The sequence below is a fragment of the Pseudomonas syringae pv. coryli str. NCPPB 4273 genome (assembly GCF_000972175.1).
GTDB classification, from domain to species: Bacteria; Pseudomonadota; Gammaproteobacteria; order Pseudomonadales; family Pseudomonadaceae; genus Aquipseudomonas; species Aquipseudomonas syringae.
Map to the genome: position 1 here is coordinate 13,156 of NZ_AWQP01000053.1, position 18,431 is coordinate 31,586.

The window sequence follows — 18,431 nt, forward strand, 5'->3', positions numbered from 1 at the left end:
TTGTCATGAACGTTTTCTGGTTTCTTCCGACTCACGGCGACGGCCATTATCTGGGCACGACAAAGGGCGCACGTCCCGTCACCCTCAATTATTTGAAACAGGTGGCGCAGGCCGCCGATGACCTGGGTTATTACGGCGTATTGATCCCTACCGGTCGCTCCTGCGAAGACTCATGGGTCATCGCCTCGGCGCTGGTGCCGCTGACCGAGCGCCTGAGGTATCTGGTGGCGATCCGTCCGGGGATTATCTCGCCGACCGTCTCGGCACGCATGGCAGCCACGCTGGATCGCCTGTCCGGCGGCCGGCTGCTGATCAACGTGGTGACCGGTGGCGACCCGGACGAAAACCGTGGCGATGGCAGCTTTCTCGACCACAGCGAGCGTTATGAAGTCACCGACGAATTTCTGAAAATCTGGCGTCGCGTCCTGCAGGGCGAGGCGGTCGACTTCGAAGGCAAGCACTTGCGCGTGCAGAATGCCAAAGCGCTTTACCCGCCGATTCAAAAACCCTACCCGCCGCTGTATTTCGGTGGTTCCTCCGACGCGGCGCATGACCTTGCGGCCGATCAGGTGGACGTGTACCTGACCTGGGGCGAGCCTCCGGCAGCCGTGGCGCAAAAGCTCGCCGATGTGCGTGAACGCGCCGCGCGCAAGGGACGTACCGTGAAGTTCGGCATTCGCCTGCACGTGATCGTGCGCGAAACCAGCGAAGAAGCCTGGAAAGCCGCCAGCACGCTGATCGAACACATCAGTGATGACACCATTGCTGCGGCACAGAAGTCCTTTTCGCGCTTTGATTCCGAAGGCCAGCGGCGCATGGCGGCACTGCATGACGGGCGCCGCGACAACCTGGAGATCGCGCCCAACCTGTGGGCCGGTGTCGGCCTGGTACGCGGCGGTGCAGGCACGGCGCTGGTCGGCAATCCCGAAGAAGTCGCAGCACGCATCAAGGAATACGCTGACCTGGGCATCGAGAGCTTCATTTTCTCGGGTTACCCGCATCTTGAAGAAGCTTACCGCTTTGCCGAACTGGTCTTCCCGCTGCTGCCTGAGCCTTACGCCAGCCTCGCCGGGCGCGGCATCACCAACCTGACGGGCCCGTTCGGCGAAATGATCGCCAACGATCTGCCCCCGCAGGCCAAGTGATGTCCGGACAACTGCTGACCTTACCGCACTCGCCTGCGCTGGCCACCTCGATCAGGGCCACTGCGCAGGTGTTCGAAGACCCCAAGTCCCGAGCCTTGCTCGCTCACGTGCGCCAGGTTGCGCCCAGCGATGCCAGCGTGCTGATTATTGGCGAGACCGGCACCGGCAAGGAACTGGTTGCTCGCCACGTCCACGAACTGAGCGCCCGCCGCGACAAACCGTTCGTGGCGGTCAACTGCGGCGCGTTCTCCGAGAACCTGATCGAGGCTGAATTGTTCGGCCACGAAAAAGGCGCGTTTACCGGAGCGATCAGCGCCAAGGCGGGCTGGTTCGAAGAGGCCAACGGCGGCACGCTGTTTCTCGATGAGATCGGCGACCTGCCCATGTCGCTGCAGGTCAAATTGCTGCGCGTGCTTCAGGAGCGTGAAGTGGTGCGTCTGGGCTCGCGCAAGAGCGTGCCCATTGATGTGAGGGTCCTCGCAGCCACCAACGTGCAGCTGGAAAAGGCCATCAACGCCGGGCATTTCCGCGAGGACCTTTACTACCGGCTCGACGTGGTCAATCTGGAATTGAGCCCGCTGCGCGACCGGCCGGGCGACATCCTGCCCCTGGCCCGGCATTTCATAGAGGTCTACAGCCAGCGGCTGCGGCATGGTCCGGTACGGATCAGCCCAGAAGCCGAGCACAAGCTCAAGACCTACAGCTGGCCGGGGAATATTCGCGAGCTGGAAAACGTCATCCATCACACCCTGCTGGTGTGCCGTGAAGGCGTCATTCAGCGTGATGACCTGCGCATGTCCAACCTTAGAATCGAGCGCCAGGATGAACAGAACCCGCCTGACGAATCAGCCGAGCAACTGCTCAACCGGGCGTTTCAAAAGCTCTTTGAAGAACAGGCCGGTGCCTTGCACGAGAAGGTCGAGGATACTTTGCTCAGAACCGCCTATCGCTTCTGCCACCACAACCAGGTGCACACAGCCAGCCTGCTGGGCCTGACCCGCAACGTCACGCGCACACGCTTGATCAAGATTGGCGAATTGGCGGTCAACAAGCGCAGACCGGGTGAAAACGTCCAGGGCGACCGCATGCTGCACCTGTCGGTGTGAAGGCTCAGACCGATGACGCAGAGCGTCACGAACGGCATTCCCACGCTGGAGCGTGAGGAACGATCGCTGTCCGGAAGAACACCATCGTGCCCATGCTCCGCGGCGCTGCGCTGCGCCAAGAGCTGACGCAGAGCGTCATGAACGGCATTCCCACGCTGGAGCGTGAGGAACGATAGCTGTCCGGAAGAACACCATCGTGCCCATGCTCCGCGGCGCTGCGCCAAGAGCTGACGCAGAGCTTCACGAACGGCATTCCCACGCTGGAGCGTGAGGAACGATCGCTGTCCGGGAGAACACTATCGTGCCCATGCTCCGCGTGGGTATGCGTTTCCGGACGCTCTGCGTCCTCTTCTGAGCACGCGGCGCCTTACGACAAACGCATCGCCAGCGCCTTGGCCTGGATCGCTACATCGGTCACTGCGGTGCTTTCCCACCACATGCCGCGCAGTGGCGGGCCCATGGCGAACAGGCGTGCCGAGTACTGACCGTGTGCGTCGAGCACTGCGCCAGCGGCGTCGGCGGCGATGCCGAGTGCCAGCGGGCCGGGCTGGATCAGCCCGCGTGCCAGCAACTGCCGGGGCAACGGGCGATCCACGCGCCGCCAGTCGTATTCAATGCCGGTGGAGTTGATCAACGCATCACCCGTGATCTGCGTCGGCTGACTCTCACCGCGCCGGCGCACACTGATCTGTACCTGACCTGACGGCAGACTGGCCACGCCCTGCAACGAGGCCGCGTCAATACTCAACCGCCCTTGCCTGATCAGCCGCGCCAGCAGCGCAGCGCTCGGTGGCGGGGAGCGATGGTGGTGACTTTCCCACCAAGGCCGTACATGACGGACGAACTGGCGGCGCTGCTGATCGCTGGCCTGATTCCACAGCCTGCCCACATTGGCGCGCACGGTGTCCAGCGGTGCCTGCCAGTCAATCCCGCTCTCGATGGCCAGCTCGCACTGTTCACGCACTTTGCGCACCAGTTGCCGAGTACTGCGGATACTCGGGTCCTGAGCGAGAAAATCAGACCATTCCGGCGGCTGACGCCGAACATGCGGCAGCAGGCCGTGCCGGGAAAAGATCTGGATGGGCCCACGATGCCCGGCCGTTTCCAGCGAGACCAGCGCATCGACCATGGTCAGCCCAGAGCCGATGATCAGCACCCTCGACTGCGGATCGAGCTTTCTCATCACCGCCACATCCCAGGGGTCCAGGGCTGCCGTGTTCAGCTCGTTCGAATCACGTCGCGGGGTGCGTGACGCCGCGTACATACCGGTCGCCAGCACGGCGCGGCTGCCGCGCAGCATGCGACCGTCAGCCAGCGAGACACTGACGCCACCGTCATGGACCTGCAGGTCCACTGCCTCGCCGGGCACATGCACGGCGGTCGAGCCAAAGGCTTCGCCAGCGCTTCGGGCTTCACGCAGCCGCTGCTGGACGTAAAGCCCGAACACCCCGCGCGGCGGAAACAGTTCGGCGACCGGGACCCTCTGCTCAGCGGCTTCAGGCCAGCCACCAGCGGCCAGATAGTCAGTCAGCCATTGGGTAAGGTCATCCGGGTTATCCGGATCGACGCTCATCCGCGCAGCGTTGCCATTGAGCGTATGGCCCGGCTCCGTCGCACTGTAGGCCTCGCCCCTGCCGAGTTCGCTGCGGGTTTCGATGATCAGGATTCGGCGCCGGCCCGGTCTGCGCAGCAGTTGCGCCGCCAGCATGGTCCCGCTCAGACCGCCGCCGATGATCAGTATGTCAGCCGTCTGGTGGGAATCTTCGGTCATCGAACAGTGCCTCGGTCGGGTTGCGATAAAGAATCGGAAGGTCAGAGCACAACGTTACGCACGAAGCGCAGGGGCACATCGGCATCGTTGCAATAGCGGTGCGGCTGATTGCTGGGGAACATGAAGAACTCGCCCGCCCCTATCTGCTGGATGGCCGCAGGGTCGGCAAAGCGCAGCGTCAGATGCCCTTCGACGACGTAGACCTGTTCACTCCAGCCATCAGGATCGGCCTCCGAGACATAGGCGTCCCCGGGTTGCAGACAGAATTCCCACAACTCCACCTCACGCCGGGCAACGGCCCTGGCCAGCAGCACCGCCTTGCTGCCGGCGATCGTACCGGCCCAAGCCAGCTCGTTGATGCGGCTGTAATCGCGATTTTCGGGTGCCTGGATCAGGTCGCTGAACGCCACTTCCAGGGCTTCGGCCACGCGGTCCAGAGTCGCAAGGCTGACGTTTTTCTCGCCGACCTCGATAGCGACCAGCATGCGTCGGCTGACCCCGGACTTTTCCGCCAGCGCCGTCTGGCTGAGGTCCGCACTGTTGCGCAGACGCCGTACGTTCTGGCTGACGTGCTGCAGCACCGGAGGGCGCTGGGAATTTTCTTTGTGCATGCAGGTGCTCACATCAAACCGTTGCGCATTATACTGCCCAGCCCAAGGACACTGTCAGGGTGTTCAGCCTCACACAACGCGCATGGCAATTAACAGGATTCCGGAGCTGACATGAAGTCTATCAGCCGCATACCCCGCATCAGCAAGGCAGAAGCCGTACTGATTCTGATCACCATGCTCTGGGGAGGCACCTTTCTGCTGGTCCAGCATGCGATGACCGTCAGCGGGCCGATGTTCTTCGTCGGCCTGCGCTTTGCCGCCGCAGCGCTTATCGTAGCGCTGTTTTCAATGAACGTGCTGCGCGGTCTTACCTTTCTTGAGCTCAAGGCCGGCGCCTTCATCGGCATCGCGATCATGCTCGGTTATGGCCTGCAGACGATCGGACTGCAGACCATACCCAGCAGCCAGTCCGCGTTCATCACGGCGCTCTACGTACCCTGCGTACCATTGTTGCAATGGCTGGTACTGGGCCGGCGACCAGGGTTGATGCCGACACTGGGCATCATCCTCGCCTTCACCGGGCTGATGCTGGTAGCCGGGCCGCAGGGCGCTTCCCTGCAACTCAGTTCCGGCGAGATCGTGACGCTGATCAGCACAGTGGCCATCGCCGCCGAGATCATCATGATCAGTGCCTATGCCGGTGAGGTCGATGTGCGTCGAGTCACCGTGGTGCAACTGGCTACCGCATCGGCGCTGGCATTTCTGATGATCGTCCCGACCCAGGAACACTTGCCGGATTTTTCCTGGTTGCTGGTGCTCAGTGCTGTGGGCCTTGGGATCATGAGTGCGGCGATCCAGATCGCCATGAACTGGGCACAGAAAAGTGTTTCGCCGACCCGCGCCACGGTGATTTATGCCGGTGAACCGGTCTGGGCCGGCATTGTCGGAAGACTCGCCGGCGAGCGTTTGCCGGGCATCGCCCTGCTGGGCGCGGCACTGATTGTGGCCGGGGTGATCGTCAGCGAAATGAAGCGGCGTTCGGCGTCTGATGAACAGACCATTGTCGACGAAGAGGAAAATGAACAGGGCGTGCGCAAAGCTGAGTGAACAGCGGGCGTTGCCGGCCATGAAACACCTTGCTTCTTCAAAGCTATTTCAAATACATATCGCTGCATCAGAAGCAATTATTTACCGAATTAAAAAAGCAGACACTTTTTGTAGGAAATTTCGGAAACCGTCCCTTTGGTATCGGAGTGTCTGGCACGTATGATGCTTGACATTCCCCTGCAGATTAGAAGCCTATGTCCCTGATAGTTCTACTGCTTCTGCCTTTCATCGGCAGCTGTCTGGCGGCCTTTTTGCCGCACAACGCGCGTAACGCGGAATCGTTTCTGGCCGGTCTGATCGCCCTCATCGGCGCAGTGCAGATGGCGTTGTGGTTCCCGCAGATCGCCGACGGCGGCGTGATTCGTGAAGAGTATTTCTGGCTGCCAAGCCTGGGCATGAACTTCGTTCTGCGCATCGACGGCTTCGCCTGGCTGTTCTCGATGCTGGTGCTGGGCATCGGTGCGCTGGTTTCGCTGTACGCGCGTTATTACATGTCGCCGGACGATCCGGTGCCGCGCTTCTTTGCGTTTTTCCTGGCCTTCATGGGCGCCATGCTCGGACTGGTGATGTCCGGCAATCTGATTCAGATCGTGTTTTTCTGGGAGCTGACCAGCCTGTTCTCGTTCCTGCTGATCGGCTACTGGCACCATCGGGCCGATGCCCGACGCGGCGCTTACATGGCGCTGATGGTCACCGGTGCGGGCGGTCTGGCGCTGCTGGCCGGCATGATGATCCTCGGCCATGTGGCCGGCAGTTACGACCTGGACCGTGTTCTGGCCTCCGGTGACGCGATTCGTGCGCACGCCCTGTACCCGGTGTTACTGACCCTGATTCTGATCGGCGCACTGACCAAAAGCGCCCAGTTCCCGTTCCATTTCTGGCTGCCGCACGCGATGGCCGCGCCCACGCCGGTGTCGGCGTATCTGCACTCGGCGACCATGGTCAAGGCCGGGGTGTTTCTCATGGCGCGGATGTGGCCGGCGCTGTCCGGCACCGAGCAATGGTTCTGGATCGTCAGTGGCGCGGGTGCCTGCACGCTGATTCTCGGCGCCTACGCAGCCATCTTCCAGAATGATCTCAAGGGCCTGCTGGCCTATTCGACCATCAGTCACCTGGGCCTGATCACCCTGCTGCTCGGCCTCAACAGCCCGCTGGCTGCGGTGGCTGCGGTGTTCCATATTCTCAACCACGCGACCTTCAAGGCGTCGCTGTTCATGGCCGCCGGCATCATCGACCACGAGAGCGGAACCCGCGATATCCGGCGTCTCAGTGGTCTGGTAAGGCTGCTGCCCTACACCGCGACACTGGCGATGGTCGCCAGCGCCTCGATGGCCGGCGTGCCGCTGCTCAACGGTTTTCTGTCCAAGGAAATGTTCTTTGCCGAAACCGTGTTCATTTCCGCCACTGCCTGGGTCGAGATTGCCCTGCCGGTGATCGCGACCATCGCCGGGATCTTCAGCGTTGCCTATTCGCTGCGCTTCACCGTTGATGTGTTTTTCGGTCCGGCGGCCAAGGATCTGCCGCACTTGCCCCACGAACCGCCGCGCTGGATGCGTGCGCCGGTCGAACTGCTGGTGCTGACGTGTCTGGTGGTGGGGATTTTCCCGGCGCAATCGGTCGCTCCCCTGCTCGCCGCCGCTGCGCGTCCGGTGGTCGGTGGCACACTGCCCGAATACAGCCTGGCGATCTGGCACGGCTGGAACCTGCCGATGGTCATGAGCCTGGTGGCAATGGCGGGCGGTATCATTCTGTATCTATTACTGCGCAAGCCGCTCAAGCACGAGCGCATCACCGCCCCGCCGCTGGTGGGACGTCTCAATGGCAAGCGCTTTTTCGAGCGCAGTCAGGTGGTGATGATGCACTGGGCGCGTCGTTTCGAACGCAAGGTCAGCACTCGCCGCCTGCAGCCACAACTGTTTCTGCTGGTGCTCGCGGCGGTACTGGGCGGTTTCATTCCGATGTATTTCAGCGGCCTGACCTGGGGCGACAGACCGAAGATTCCGGGTTCCGGGGTGTTTGTCACGCTGTGGCTGATCGCGATTGCCTGCGCCATAGGCGCGGCCTGGCAGGGTAAATATCACCGGCTGGCGGCACTGGTCATGGTCAGCGTCTGCGGGCTGATGACCTGCATTACCTTCGTCTGGTTCTCGGCGCCTGACCTGGCACTGACGCAACTGGTCGTGGAAGTGGTGACCACCGTGCTGATCCTGCTCGGTCTGCGCTGGCTGCCACGACGCAATGAAGACGTCGCCCCGCTCAGCGCACGCCTGCGTGCCCGCACCCGGCGCATACGCGACTTCGGCCTGGCGGTGCTCGTAGGGCTGGGCATGGCGATACTCTCCTACGCCATGCTGACCCGCCAGACGCCCAACGCCATCTCGTCCTTCTACCTGAGTCGCGCGCTGCCCCAGGGCGGCGGCACCAACGTGGTCAACGTGATGCTGGTGGATTTCCGCGGCTTCGATACGTTTGGCGAGATCACTGTGCTGGCGGCCGTCGCCATGACAGTGTTCGCCCTGTTGCGACGCTTCCGCCCACCGAAGGAAAGCATTCTGCTGCCCGCCCAGCAGCGCCTGCTGGCGCGTGACGTGGTAACGGACTTGGTCAACCCGCGCAGCGCCAGCGATACCGCGCTCGGCTTCATGATGGTGCCGGCAGCGCTGGTTCGATTGCTGCTGCCGATTGCCTTCATCATCTCGATGTACCTGTTCGTTCGCGGCCACAACCAGCCTGGCGGCGGGTTTGTTGCCGGGCTGGTGATGTCGGTGGCGTTCATTCTGCAATACATGGTGGCAGGCACCCAGTGGGTCGAGGCGCAAATGAGCCTGCGCCCGCTACGCTGGATGGGCACAGGCCTGTTGTGCGCAGTGCTGACCGGCGCGGGCTCGATGGCGCTGGGTTATCCGTTCATGACCACCCACACCGCCCATGTCGATTTGCCGATCCTGGGTGATATTCACATTGCCAGCGCGCTGTTCTTCGATGTCGGCGTGTACTCCGTGGTGGTCGGCTCGACGCTGTTGATTCTCACCGCACTGGCTCACCAGTCGGTGCGCAGCCATCGGCCGACGCAGTTGCCCAAGCCTGTCGCCAACCCGCAAGGAATCCTCTGATGGAAGAAGTCATTGCAATCGCCATCGGTGTACTGGCCGCCTCGGGCGTCTGGCTGATCCTGCGGCCACGTACCTTTCAGGTGATCATGGGGTTGTGCCTGCTGTCGTACGGGGTCAACCTGTTCATTTTCAGCATGGGCAGCCTGTTCATCGGCAGAGAGCCGATCATCAAGGACGGCATTCCTCAGGACCTGCTCAATTACACTGACCCGTTGCCACAGGCGCTGGTGCTGACCGCTATCGTCATCAGCTTCGCCATGACCGCGCTGTTTCTGGTGGTCTTGCTCGCCTCCAGAGGCCTGACCGGTACCGACCACGTAGATGGCCGGGAGCCCAAGGCATGAGCTGGATGAACCAACTGATCATCGCGCCCATCCTGCTGCCGCTGCTGACTGCCGGGCTGATGCTCTGGCTGGGCGAAAAGCACCGGCCGCTCAAGGGTCGTATCAATCTGTTTTCCAGCATCCTCGGGCTGGGCATTTCCGTGGTGCTGTTTCTCTGGGTGCAACACAGTGGCAGCAGCGGCTCGATCGGTGTCTATCTGCCGGGCAACTGGGGCGTGCCGTTCGGCATCGTGCTGGTGGTGGATCACCTGTCAGCGATGATGCTGGTGCTGACCGGGATTGTCGGGGTCTGCGCTCTGCTGTTCGCGCTGGCTCGCTGGGACAGGGCCGGTGCCAGCTTCCACGCGCTGTTCCAGATCCAGCTCATGGGGCTGTACGGCGCGTTCCTGACTGCGGACCTGTTCAACCTGTTCGTGTTCTTCGAAGTACTGCTCGCAGCGTCCTACGGCTTGATGTTGCACGGCTCTGGCCGGGCACGGGTGTCGACGGGCCTGCATTACATCTCGATCAACCTGCTGGCGTCGTCGCTGTTTCTGATCGGCGCTGCGTTGATTTACGGGGTGACCGGCACGCTGAACTTCGCCGACCTGGCCATCAAGATCCCGCAGGTGGCGGAGTCCGATCTGGGCCTGCTGCACGCGGGGGCTGCAATTCTGGCCACGGCGTTCCTGGCCAAGGCTGGCATGTGGCCGCTGAACTTCTGGCTGGTTCCCGCCTATTCGGCAGCCAGCGCGCCGGTGGCGGCGATGTTTGCGATCATGACCAAAGTGGGGGTCTACACCCTGCTGCGCCTGTGGACCCTGCTGTTTTCCGGTCAGGCCGGTGCGTCGGCCTTCTTCGGCGGCGACTGGCTGATCTACGGCGGCATGGCGACGATTTTCACCGCAGCCATCGCCATCATCGCCGCCCAGCGCCTGGAACGACTCGCCAGTCTGAGCATACTGGTGTCAGCAGGCATTCTGCTGTCCGCCGTTGGCTTCGCCCAACCGAGCCTGACCTCGGGCGCGCTGTTCTACATGGTCAGCTCGACGCTGGCATTGAGCGCCATGTTCCTGCTGGGCGAACTGATCGAACGCTCCCGCTCGGCCAACGAGATCCCTCTGGAATACGACGTGGATCAATTGCCTCGTACCCTGGAGTCTCTGCATCCGCCGCCCGGCGCCAACCTGGACGATGAACAGAAGGTCGTGGTCGGTCAGGTCATTCCCATAACCATGGCTTTTCTGGGTCTGAGTTTCATTGCCTGCGCCTTGCTGATCATCGGCATGCCGCCGCTCTCGGGGTTCATCGGCAAGCTCACCTTGATCAGCGCCCTGATGAACCCGCTGGGCCTGGACGTCGCGAAGGATGAGGCGCTTTCCACTCAGGCGTGGATGCTGATCGGCCTGCTGATCTTTTCCGGACTGGCGTCGCTGATCGCTTTTTCAAGGCTCGGCACGCAACGTTTCTGGACGCCACACGAGCGTCCTTCGCCGATGCTGCGTCGCAACGAATGCCTGCCGATCATCATTCTTCTGGGTCTGTGCATCGCGCTGACCTTCAAGGCCGAACCCTTGTTGCGCTACACCCAGGACACCGCTGCAGCGCTGCATGAGCCCAAACAGTATGTGCAGTCAGTGCTCGCCACACGCCCGATACCCGGCCCCACCAGTCGGGAAGTCGATGCGGAGGGACAGCCATGAAACGCCTGTTTCCAGCCCCTCTCCTCTCGTTGGCACTCTGGCTGCTGTGGCTGGTATTGAACCTGTCGATCAGCCCCGGTCACCTGCTGCTGGGCGCGGTGCTGGGTTTTCTCGCACCCGTGTTGATGGCTCCGTTGCGCCCGCTGCCGGTACGTATTCGCAAACCCGGCACGATCCTGAAGTTCCTATGGCGGGTGGGACGCGACGTGGTGGTCTCCAACGTGCAGGTCGGCCTGAGCGTCTGGCGGCTCGAAAGCCGTCCGCCACGCTCGGCCTTCGTGCGCATTCCACTGGATCTGCACAACGCCCACGGCCTCGCCGCGCTGGCGATGGTCACCACGGTAGTCCCCGGAACGGTGTGGTCGGAGCTGGCACTGGATCGCAGCGTGCTGCTGATGCATGTCTTCGATCTGGAGGACGAAGCGCAATTCATCGAGCACTTCAAAACCACCTATGAGCGACCGTTGATGGAGATCTTTCAATGAGTGCACTGCTCGACAACGCCATCCTGATCAGCCTGCTGATCTTCGCCCTGGCGATGGTGATCACCCTGCTGCGTCTGCTCAAGGGGCCTTCGGCCCAGGACCGGGTACTGGCGCTGGATTATCTGTACATCATTGCCATGCTGATGATGCTGGTGCTTGGCATTCGCTACGCCAGTGACACGTATTTCGAAGCGGCCATGCTGATTGCCCTGTTCGGCTTCGTCGGCTCGTTCGCTCTGGCCAAGTTCCTGCTGCGCGGAGAAGTGATCGAATGAGCGGACTGCCGAATACAGTGCCTTTCTGGGTAGAAATACTGACCGCCGGACTGCTGATCGCCAGCAGCCTGTTCGCCTTGACCGGCGCTCTGGGGCTGCTGCGCCTCAAGGACTTTTTCCAGCGCATGCACCCGCCCGCGCTCGCGTCGACGCTGGGCGCCTGGTGCGTTGCGCTGGCGTCGATCATCTACTTTTCGGCGCTGAAGGCGGAGCCGGTGATCCACGCCTGGCTGATCCCGGTATTGCTGGCGATCACGGTTCCGGTGACTACGCTGTTGCTGGCGCGAACGGCGCTGTTCCGCAAGCGCATGGCCGGTGACGACGTGCCCGCGGAGGTCAGCAGCGGTACCGGCAACGGAGAATCGGCAGGCGGCTGAATCAACGTCTGGCCAGTGTTACTCGCTGGCCTTGAACGTCAACTCGCCCTTGCGCCATTTGGCGGCCTTGCCGACGGCGCCTTTGAGAAGCTTGCTCATGCCGATCTGCAATTGCTCTTTCGCAGCGAAGACCATGAAGACGGTCTGACCTTCCTTGAACACGATGCCGTGACCTTCGGGGACGTCGACGAAGGCATATTCGCCCAGGCCATACACGGTGGTCTTGATTTCACGGAACTTCAATTCGAGCTTGCCGCCCTCGCGGCTGGGCAGAACAGACGCGCGGAAATGATCGCCCACCTTGAGTTCAAGGCGAGGTTTGTCGTCGACGACCAATGCGCTTTCGGTGTCGATTTCAGCGATATAAATGCCTTCGGCTGATTGCTCGGTGATGTAGACAAAACGGGATTGGAACTGCTTGACCAATTGTGCGCGGAGATCGCCGAGCACGAACAAGGCATGGGTATCCAGATTACTTACAGCCAAAGTACAAACCCTCAAACATGAAATGAGGCTGCCCGATGTCAGGGCAGTCGAGAAAGTGATTCATCCATAGACCGCTTCATGTGGCCGGAAATTCTCCGGCATGCTGCACGCAGAAGCGCAGACAGCGCCGCCGCAACCTTGTGCAGGCGGGTGGCGGATTCTACCGGCTCATGGCCGCTACGGGATATATACCTTTTGTACACAGCAGTGTCGCGCAAGCGCTGGCGCCACGAAAATAGCGCTCAGCCCGGGCACGGCGCAAAGGCTGGACGGGTTCCAGCCTGCGATGTGTGCATCTTGCGATAGCGGAAACATATCATTTATAGCCGCTGCAGAAAAAGCCATCTTTTCCTGCACAGCCAAATGCATCGAACTCTTGCCTGTGCCCGCCACTCCCATAAGAACTGATGACTACGGGGATAACCCCCGGCGAGGAGATGACATGGAACAGACTACAACTACCATCAACGACCTGTTCGCCCAATTGGCGCTGGACTCCGATGATGAGAGCATCGAAAAGTTTATCGTCAGCCATCCTCTGCCCGACGACGTCAAACTGATCGACGCAGAATTCTGGACGCCGCGTCAGTCTGACTTTCTCAAGGAACAGCTGCACGAAGATGCCGAATGGGCGATGGTGGTCGACGAACTGAACGTGCGTCTTCACAAAAAGCCCGAGTGAGCCACTCGGGCGTTGAGGCCTATTGCGGATAACCGGGCTGGCCGATATTGGGATGCAATATCCGGCCGCCTGGCTGGGGTGCGTGGACGAAAACAGCGTCGCCTAATGTACCTACTCTGCCGACCACTGCATTCCAGTGCGCGGACTGATGAATGTAGCGCCAGCGCAGTAATGCTTCTTCATGACTGTCCAGCAGGTAAGGCCCGCCTCGCGCATAGTCGATCAACCGGGTAGAGATGTTCTCGAGTTCGGGAGGCAGCTGGAATTCAGGTGTCAGTGGCACCGGATTGAAAGGCACACCCTCATCACACGCCAGTGTGTGCATGACCAGCAACGATACCCTCGACAAGTGGCCAAATACCTGGCGGCTCATGCCCACCGCGGCAACGACCGTACTCATGCCATTCAAGCTTTTCCTGCACCGATAACATTTGCTCTCGCATGCCTGAACCCTAAGCCAGGCCTGGCTATCGAGCGGGTCGATCCAGTAGTCGCGGTTCATCCGGTTTAACTCAGCCTGTGCCTCCTTCCAGCTCGATGCCGCCTCGTACGGGCTGCCACGGCTGACCACACTGCCGCGGGGGCGCGTGAGCAGTACGCTTTCTTCCATTTGCGGAGGATATCCCCCGCCGATATCGGAATGTGCACCAGGCAGAACGATTTCCCTGGGCCACACGGGCAGGACGCTGTTCAACGCAAAGTTGCGCCGTGACTCATCGCGAGCCACCAGATGCAGCACCTGCTGCGCGCACCCCGGAGGCAGGTACAGATTGACCCTCCTGTTGCTCGCATCGCGGGTATTGCCCATGTCCTTGAAGCTGCCTATGGCTGCAACGGTGTCGAACAGACCGATAACCTTGAGCCGTACGCTGCCGTTGCTCCAGCTGAAACTGTCGCTCAACCTGACCTTGCGGCTTTCGAGTATCGGCTCGAGCATGCCCGAACGCTGCTTGAGGATTTCATTGACCAGATGCCTGGCCGACGCTGCACCCCGGCTGAAGCCGAACACGTCCAGTTCCAGCGCGTCCAGCACACAATCGGGGTTGTCGCGGGGGAACGCCTTCAATACCGACTTCAGCTTTTTGAATGCGTTTTCCACCTTGGATATCACGCCGGTGGCCCCGCGGCCAAAACTCTGCCCCGGCCATACCGAATCACGGCCACCGGAAGTAGTGCCGGCGCCACTGACATAGATCGGGTAATACACCTTCAGGCCTTCACCGTCATTTTCGGCAACAGGTTGCAGGCGGTAGATATCGACCAGTCTGGCTATATTGCTCGGATCATTACTGTAACTACTGCCAGGCTGAACATGACGACCCGCACACGCTTTAATGTGCTGTCCCGCATTGATCTCGATCAATGCCTGGCAGTCGGCACCGATCTGACTGTTGACGCGGTTATTTCCCGTCCCATCGAAGAAAATGCCTACCCGCGCCGTGACGCGGCGGGTCACCACATCTGAAAGGACTGCTGACTGTTGGAAACTCCATTTATCGCTCATAACTTTTCCGTCCCTAGAGGCAAGCCAAGAAAAGGCCGCACTTAAATCAAAACGTAAATAACGTTGATTTAAACAGCTTGCTTAAAGACAGTGAGCAGTCAAGCCATGTTGCGCCTTTTCAGACCGTTCCTACGACTTCTATAGTCATGACTTTATTACTTATAAATAAAACCCTACACACACGCACCGATAACTTTTCTGATGCACTCTTTCATTGAAAAACCAACTAACAGGCCAGCCCTCTTGCCGACCTGAATGAGCGTTTACCCGTATCAACGGCCTTGCGGCCTGTACCCCAGGCGCAGACCACCCCAGTGTCGGCCGTTGATCATGATCGGCACGGACAGGTCGTGCATCAGTTCGCCGGTGTCTCGCGTGTAGGTTTGCAGCAGGACCGGCTGTTGGTGGCTGCCACAGCGAATGCCGGTACGGTCATCGAACTTGCGCTTGCTTCGATTGCGCGCGTTATCCAGCGTGGCATCGCCGGTCAAGGGCTGGCTGAAGGCATTGTTGTGCGTCGGCACATAGCCCTGTTGCGTACAGGCGATGGCAAATACCAGACCTTCATGACGCGACAGCAGCGGTTCCTGCAGTGCTGGCAGTACCTGATCGGTGTAACGGTCGAAACGCGTCGTAAAGCGGGTGGGCGACGTATTGGCGACGGATTTGTAATTGCGGTCGAACAGGTCATCAAGGCTGACGCGCCCCTGTTCGATATCGGCTTCGAACTTTTCGCTGATCATTCGCGCGCCTTCACGAGCCAGGTCGTAAATGCGCTGGTGGTATTCATCCAGACCGACCTGCGCCAGGCGCTGACTGATAGTCTCGGCCTGCCCCTCCATCTGCACTGCGGACTTGGCCAGTTGCCGGGTCTGCTCATCGCTGACGGCAAGATCACTGCGCATGTGCTCGACAGCGTCGAACAGGCTCGCCAACTGATCCTGATTGCTCCTCGCGCCCTGCGCGATTTCGCCGACCTGGCTTTCCAGCTCGACCGCAAGCCGGGCGATATTGCCCAGGTGCTCGCCGGTCAGCTCGACCTGCTCGACCCCCACATCCAGATCGGACGACAACTCGCGAATCTGCTCCACGACTTGTGCGGTGCGCTGCTGGATATCAGCCACCATCTGCCCGACCTCGCCCGTGGCACTGGCAGTGCGGCCGGCGAGACCACGGACTTCATCGGCAACCACCGCGAAACCGCGTCCGTGCTCGCCAGCCCGCGCCGCTTCGATGGCGGCGTTGAGCGCCAACAGGTTGGTCTGGCTGGCAATCGACTGAATGACCAGCGTCACACGCTGGATCTCCTCACTGCGCTGGCTGAGTGCCTCGATCAGCTCACGGCTGCCGACGGCACGCTTGCTCAGGCGGTGCATGCGTTCGATGGACTCATTCAGCACGCCACTGCCCGATTCGCTGCGCTGCCGCGCCTCGCTGGCAGCAACCAATGCCTGCTGGCTCAACTGGGCCGTCTGTTGCTCGGTGGCGATCATCTGCTCGGCACTGCTGACGATCTGTTCGGCAGCCCCCAGTTGCGACTGCACCTTGCCAGCCAGTTGACCAACGGAAAAGGCCACCTGGGCCGCGGACAGCGCGTTATGACTGGTGGTGCGCGACAGGTCGCGAGTCAGCAAGGCGATATCGCTGTCGCCCACCGCGCCGCCTGGCAGCGCTTGCCTGCTGCGCACCAGGCGCGGCAACCAGACCACCAGCAACGCCAGCGGAACGACGACATACAGCGACAGGCCCGCAACACTCATGGCGGCGAACAGCAAGCACAGACCAACGCTTTGCACCGCCGGCACCCACCACCTCGATGCAGCGTCGGGCGTATCGGCCAGCGGCAATCCGGCTGCCATGGATAGGTTATCGGCCATGTTGCGTCACCCCGTCTGTCATTGTCGTTATGGCGCTATTAAACGCCAGATAACGGCCTTGTGCCATGCGCTGTTGGTCGTAGCGCCCGAGCGATGGCGATCAACGCATCTTCGACAAACTCCGGGCACAACAAAACCGGGAGGCAATTGCTTGTCTCCCGGTCTGGTCACTCAGTCGCGGTTACCTGCGTATCAGGCCTGGCGCTGGTGCTTGTCGATCTGCTCGTGGCGCTCTTGCGCTTCGATGCAATACTTGGTGGTCGGGCTGATCAGCAAGCGCTTGAGGCCGATTGGCTCGCCGCTGTCGTCGCACCAGCCGAAGGTGTCGTCGGCAATACGCGAAAGGGCCATTTCCAACTGTGGCAGCATGCGCTGGTCGCGATCAATCACATTGACCAGCCAGTGACGCTCTTCTTCGACCGAAGCGGCGTCAGCCGGGTCGGCAGGCGTGTCCAGGCTCTCGATCGCAATGCGGCTCTGCTCGATACGCTCATGGATCTCGACCTTCATGCCCTGCAACAGCTCGACGAAGAAAGCGTGCTGCTCGGCGTTCATGTAGTCATCGGCCGGCATGGCCAGCAACTTTTCCTTTGTCATTTATTTCTCTATAAAAAAACGTGCATTGAGGAGCGGCCTGACGTTGCCGTTCAAACCAATAATCTCCAAGCGCCACCTGGCACTCAATTTACGAGGGGCGGCAGTCTAAGGCCGGCTAGCGGGCTCGGCAACACAATTGAAGGATTTTTGTACAGCAATTACCGTAAAACCCTTGAAATGCGGGCGAAAGACCTGGCCAGCAGGTTGCTTGATGAGGCTCTGACCCACTGACAACCAATCGGTTCCTGCAAACTCCAACGCACAAAAGGGCCTTGAAAGGCCCTTTGCTGCAGGTGATTGAATCAGCGCTTGGTCTTGCGCTTGTTGCGATATTGATCGATTACCACGGCCACGACAATGATCAAGCCTTTGATAATGTCCTGGACATAGGCGTCCACCCCGACAAAGGTGAAGCCGCTGGCCATCACGCCGAGGATCAGCGCACCGATCACCGTCCCGGTGATCCGCCCAACGCCTCCGGAAAGGCTGGTGCCACCGATGACCGCAGCGGCGATGGCGTCCAGCTCGTAGGACATGCCCATCCCGGCCTGCCCGGTTGCCGCACGCGCCGAGGCAACCACCCCTGCCAGCCCGGCCAGCAGCCCTGCGATGCTGTAGACAATCACCAGATGACGCTTGACGTTGATGCCCGAAGTACGTGCCGCCTGCATGTTGCCGCCAATGGCGTAGGTGTATTTACCGTACTTGGTGTAACGCAGGGCTATGTGAAAGATGACCGCCACCACCAGAAAGATGATCACCGGCATCGCGCCCTGGCCGATGGCCGTGTACGAGTCGGAGAGCATGCTCACCGGCTGACCTTCGGTGTAGAAGCGTGCCAGACCGCGCGCAGAGACCATCATGCCCAGCGTGGCAATGAACGGTGGAATGCCGGTTATGGCAATGATGCTGCCGTTAATGGCGCCTGCCAGCAGCCCGACCCCGAGCCCGACGACGACCGGAATCCACACCGGCAGGTCGGTCAGCGACGGGAACACCGCCCGGGAGAAGTCGGAGGTTTGTGCCAGGCTCGCGGCAATCATCGCTGAAAGCGCAAGCACCGAGCCGGACGAGAGATCGATGCCTGTAGTAATGATCACCTGAGTCACGCCGATGGCCAGCAAGCCGATGATCGACACTTGCAGGATCATCAATACCAGACGCTGGGAATTGAGCAGGAAGCTCTGATCACGGACGATCCAGCCGAACAGTTCAAAGATCAGGCCGATGCCGATCAGCACCAGAAAGATGCTCAGTTCGGTGGGCAGCCGCCGTTTGCTTCTGGTCGGCGTCATGGCCGGTTTATTTTGCAGAATCGCGTCGCTCATG

The 18,431-nt window shown here is 60.9% G+C and carries 17 protein-coding genes; 10 read left to right on the forward strand and 7 right to left on the reverse strand.

The window, feature by feature from the left end; all coding sequences use genetic code 11:
- Positions 1-5: 5 nt before the first annotated feature.
- Both ssuD and P406_RS20260 read left to right on the forward strand, forming a co-directional pair.
- Positions 6-1,145, forward strand: a complete 1,140-nt coding sequence (gene ssuD / locus P406_RS20255; protein WP_003407645.1) for an FMNH2-dependent alkanesulfonate monooxygenase — start codon at positions 6-8, stop codon at positions 1,143-1,145.
- Positions 1,145-2,251, forward strand: coding sequence for a sigma-54 interaction domain-containing protein (locus P406_RS20260; RefSeq protein ID WP_003391680.1), 1,107 nt, complete (start codon positions 1,145-1,147; stop codon positions 2,249-2,251). Before ssuD ends, P406_RS20260 begins: the two co-directional genes overlap by 1 nt.
- 367 nt (positions 2,252-2,618) lie before the next feature.
- Here P406_RS20260 and P406_RS20265 read toward each other — a convergent pair whose 3' ends face one another.
- Positions 2,619-4,022, reverse strand: coding sequence for an FAD/NAD(P)-binding protein (locus P406_RS20265; RefSeq protein ID WP_046237166.1), 1,404 nt, complete (start codon positions 4,020-4,022; stop codon positions 2,619-2,621).
- Positions 4,023-4,063: 41 nt separating this feature from the next.
- Positions 4,064-4,633 (reverse strand): helix-turn-helix domain-containing protein, encoded by a 570-nt coding sequence (locus P406_RS20270; RefSeq protein ID WP_046237167.1) that lies wholly within the window; start codon positions 4,631-4,633, stop codon positions 4,064-4,066.
- Between the two features lie 111 nt (positions 4,634-4,744).
- Between P406_RS20270 and P406_RS20275 the strand changes: the two genes are divergently transcribed.
- The 7 genes from P406_RS20275 to P406_RS20305 all read left to right on the forward strand — a co-directional run bounded on the left by P406_RS20275 (position 4,745) and on the right by P406_RS20305 (position 11,956).
- Positions 4,745-5,680 carry a DMT family transporter gene (locus P406_RS20275; RefSeq protein WP_046237168.1) on the forward strand — a complete coding sequence of 312 codons (936 nt, stop codon included), beginning with the start codon at positions 4,745-4,747 and terminating at the stop codon, positions 5,678-5,680.
- 194 nt (positions 5,681-5,874) lie between these two features.
- Positions 5,875-8,793, forward strand: a complete 2,919-nt coding sequence (locus tag P406_RS20280; RefSeq protein WP_046237169.1) for a monovalent cation/H+ antiporter subunit A — start codon at positions 5,875-5,877, stop codon at positions 8,791-8,793.
- On the forward strand, positions 8,793-9,137 hold the full coding sequence (locus P406_RS20285) for a Na+/H+ antiporter subunit C (protein ID WP_011268310.1): 345 nt from the start codon (positions 8,793-8,795) through the stop codon (positions 9,135-9,137). The genes P406_RS20280 and P406_RS20285 overlap by 1 nt, the downstream gene beginning before the upstream one ends.
- The gene (locus P406_RS20290) at positions 9,134-10,819 is read left to right on the forward strand and encodes a monovalent cation/H+ antiporter subunit D (protein WP_046237170.1); all 1,686 of its coding nucleotides are present in this window, start codon (positions 9,134-9,136) and stop codon (positions 10,817-10,819) included. Before P406_RS20285 ends, P406_RS20290 begins: the two co-directional genes overlap by 4 nt.
- Positions 10,816-11,304 carry a Na+/H+ antiporter subunit E gene (locus tag P406_RS20295; RefSeq protein ID WP_003427088.1) on the forward strand — a complete coding sequence of 163 codons (489 nt, stop codon included), beginning with the start codon at positions 10,816-10,818 and terminating at the stop codon, positions 11,302-11,304. The genes P406_RS20290 and P406_RS20295 overlap by 4 nt, the downstream gene beginning before the upstream one ends.
- A complete protein-coding gene (locus tag P406_RS20300) occupies positions 11,301-11,579 on the forward strand; it encodes a K+/H+ antiporter subunit F (protein ID WP_002554071.1) in 279 nt (92 codons plus the stop codon). The genes P406_RS20295 and P406_RS20300 overlap by 4 nt, the downstream gene beginning before the upstream one ends.
- On the forward strand, positions 11,576-11,956 hold the full coding sequence (locus P406_RS20305) for a Na+/H+ antiporter subunit G (RefSeq protein WP_046237171.1): 381 nt from the start codon (positions 11,576-11,578) through the stop codon (positions 11,954-11,956). The genes P406_RS20300 and P406_RS20305 overlap by 4 nt, the downstream gene beginning before the upstream one ends.
- A gap of 18 nt (positions 11,957-11,974) precedes the next feature.
- Here P406_RS20305 and P406_RS20310 read toward each other — a convergent pair whose 3' ends face one another.
- Positions 11,975-12,442 (reverse strand): hypothetical protein, encoded by a 468-nt coding sequence (locus P406_RS20310; protein ID WP_003349255.1) that lies wholly within the window; start codon positions 12,440-12,442, stop codon positions 11,975-11,977.
- Positions 12,443-12,884: 442 nt separating this feature from the next.
- Between P406_RS20310 and P406_RS20315 the strand changes: the two genes are divergently transcribed.
- On the forward strand, positions 12,885-13,124 hold the full coding sequence (locus P406_RS20315) for a DUF2789 domain-containing protein (protein WP_046237172.1): 240 nt from the start codon (positions 12,885-12,887) through the stop codon (positions 13,122-13,124).
- A gap of 19 nt (positions 13,125-13,143) precedes the next feature.
- Here P406_RS20315 and P406_RS20320 read toward each other — a convergent pair whose 3' ends face one another.
- From P406_RS20320 to P406_RS20335, 4 genes are all read right to left on the reverse strand, one after another.
- Positions 13,144-14,628 carry a T6SS phospholipase effector Tle1-like catalytic domain-containing protein gene (locus P406_RS20320; protein WP_046237173.1) on the reverse strand — a complete coding sequence of 495 codons (1,485 nt, stop codon included), beginning with the start codon at positions 14,626-14,628 and terminating at the stop codon, positions 13,144-13,146.
- A 272-nt stretch (positions 14,629-14,900) separates the two neighbouring features.
- Positions 14,901-16,505, reverse strand: coding sequence for a methyl-accepting chemotaxis protein (locus tag P406_RS20325; protein ID WP_046237174.1), 1,605 nt, complete (start codon positions 16,503-16,505; stop codon positions 14,901-14,903).
- Between the two features lie 192 nt (positions 16,506-16,697).
- Positions 16,698-17,102, reverse strand: a complete 405-nt coding sequence (locus tag P406_RS20330) for a TraR/DksA family transcriptional regulator (RefSeq protein ID WP_002554078.1) — start codon at positions 17,100-17,102, stop codon at positions 16,698-16,700.
- 302 nt (positions 17,103-17,404) lie between these two features.
- The gene (locus tag P406_RS20335; RefSeq protein ID WP_003370536.1) at positions 17,405-18,430 is read right to left on the reverse strand and encodes an ABC transporter permease; all 1,026 of its coding nucleotides are present in this window, start codon (positions 18,428-18,430) and stop codon (positions 17,405-17,407) included.
- Position 18,431 lies beyond the last annotated feature (1 nt).

Bases quoted from the DNA above. Each gene is read 5' to 3' on its own strand.
- ssuD (WP_003407645.1), top strand. From the start codon at position 6: ATGAACGTTTTCTGGTTTCTTCCGACTCACGGCGACGGCCATTATCTG.
- P406_RS20260 (WP_003391680.1), top strand. From the start codon at position 1,145: ATGTCCGGACAACTGCTGACCTTACCGCACTCGCCTGCGCTGGCCACC.
- P406_RS20265 (WP_046237166.1), bottom strand. From the start codon at position 4,022: ATGACCGAAGATTCCCACCAGACGGCTGACATACTGATCATCGGCGGC.
- P406_RS20270 (WP_046237167.1), bottom strand. From the start codon at position 4,633: ATGCACAAAGAAAATTCCCAGCGCCCTCCGGTGCTGCAGCACGTCAGC.
- P406_RS20275 (WP_046237168.1), top strand. From the start codon at position 4,745: ATGAAGTCTATCAGCCGCATACCCCGCATCAGCAAGGCAGAAGCCGTA.
- P406_RS20280 (WP_046237169.1), top strand. From the start codon at position 5,875: ATGTCCCTGATAGTTCTACTGCTTCTGCCTTTCATCGGCAGCTGTCTG.
- P406_RS20285 (WP_011268310.1), top strand. From the start codon at position 8,793: ATGGAAGAAGTCATTGCAATCGCCATCGGTGTACTGGCCGCCTCGGGC.
- P406_RS20290 (WP_046237170.1), top strand. From the start codon at position 9,134: ATGAGCTGGATGAACCAACTGATCATCGCGCCCATCCTGCTGCCGCTG.
- P406_RS20295 (WP_003427088.1), top strand. From the start codon at position 10,816: ATGAAACGCCTGTTTCCAGCCCCTCTCCTCTCGTTGGCACTCTGGCTG.
- P406_RS20300 (WP_002554071.1), top strand. From the start codon at position 11,301: ATGAGTGCACTGCTCGACAACGCCATCCTGATCAGCCTGCTGATCTTC.
- P406_RS20305 (WP_046237171.1), top strand. From the start codon at position 11,576: ATGAGCGGACTGCCGAATACAGTGCCTTTCTGGGTAGAAATACTGACC.
- P406_RS20315 (WP_046237172.1), top strand. From the start codon at position 12,885: ATGGAACAGACTACAACTACCATCAACGACCTGTTCGCCCAATTGGCG.
- P406_RS20320 (WP_046237173.1), bottom strand. From the start codon at position 14,628: ATGAGCGATAAATGGAGTTTCCAACAGTCAGCAGTCCTTTCAGATGTG.
- P406_RS20325 (WP_046237174.1), bottom strand. From the start codon at position 16,505: ATGGCCGATAACCTATCCATGGCAGCCGGATTGCCGCTGGCCGATACG.
- P406_RS20330 (WP_002554078.1), bottom strand. From the start codon at position 17,102: ATGACAAAGGAAAAGTTGCTGGCCATGCCGGCCGATGACTACATGAAC.
- P406_RS20335 (WP_003370536.1), bottom strand. From the start codon at position 18,430: ATGAGCGACGCGATTCTGCAAAATAAACCGGCCATGACGCCGACCAGA.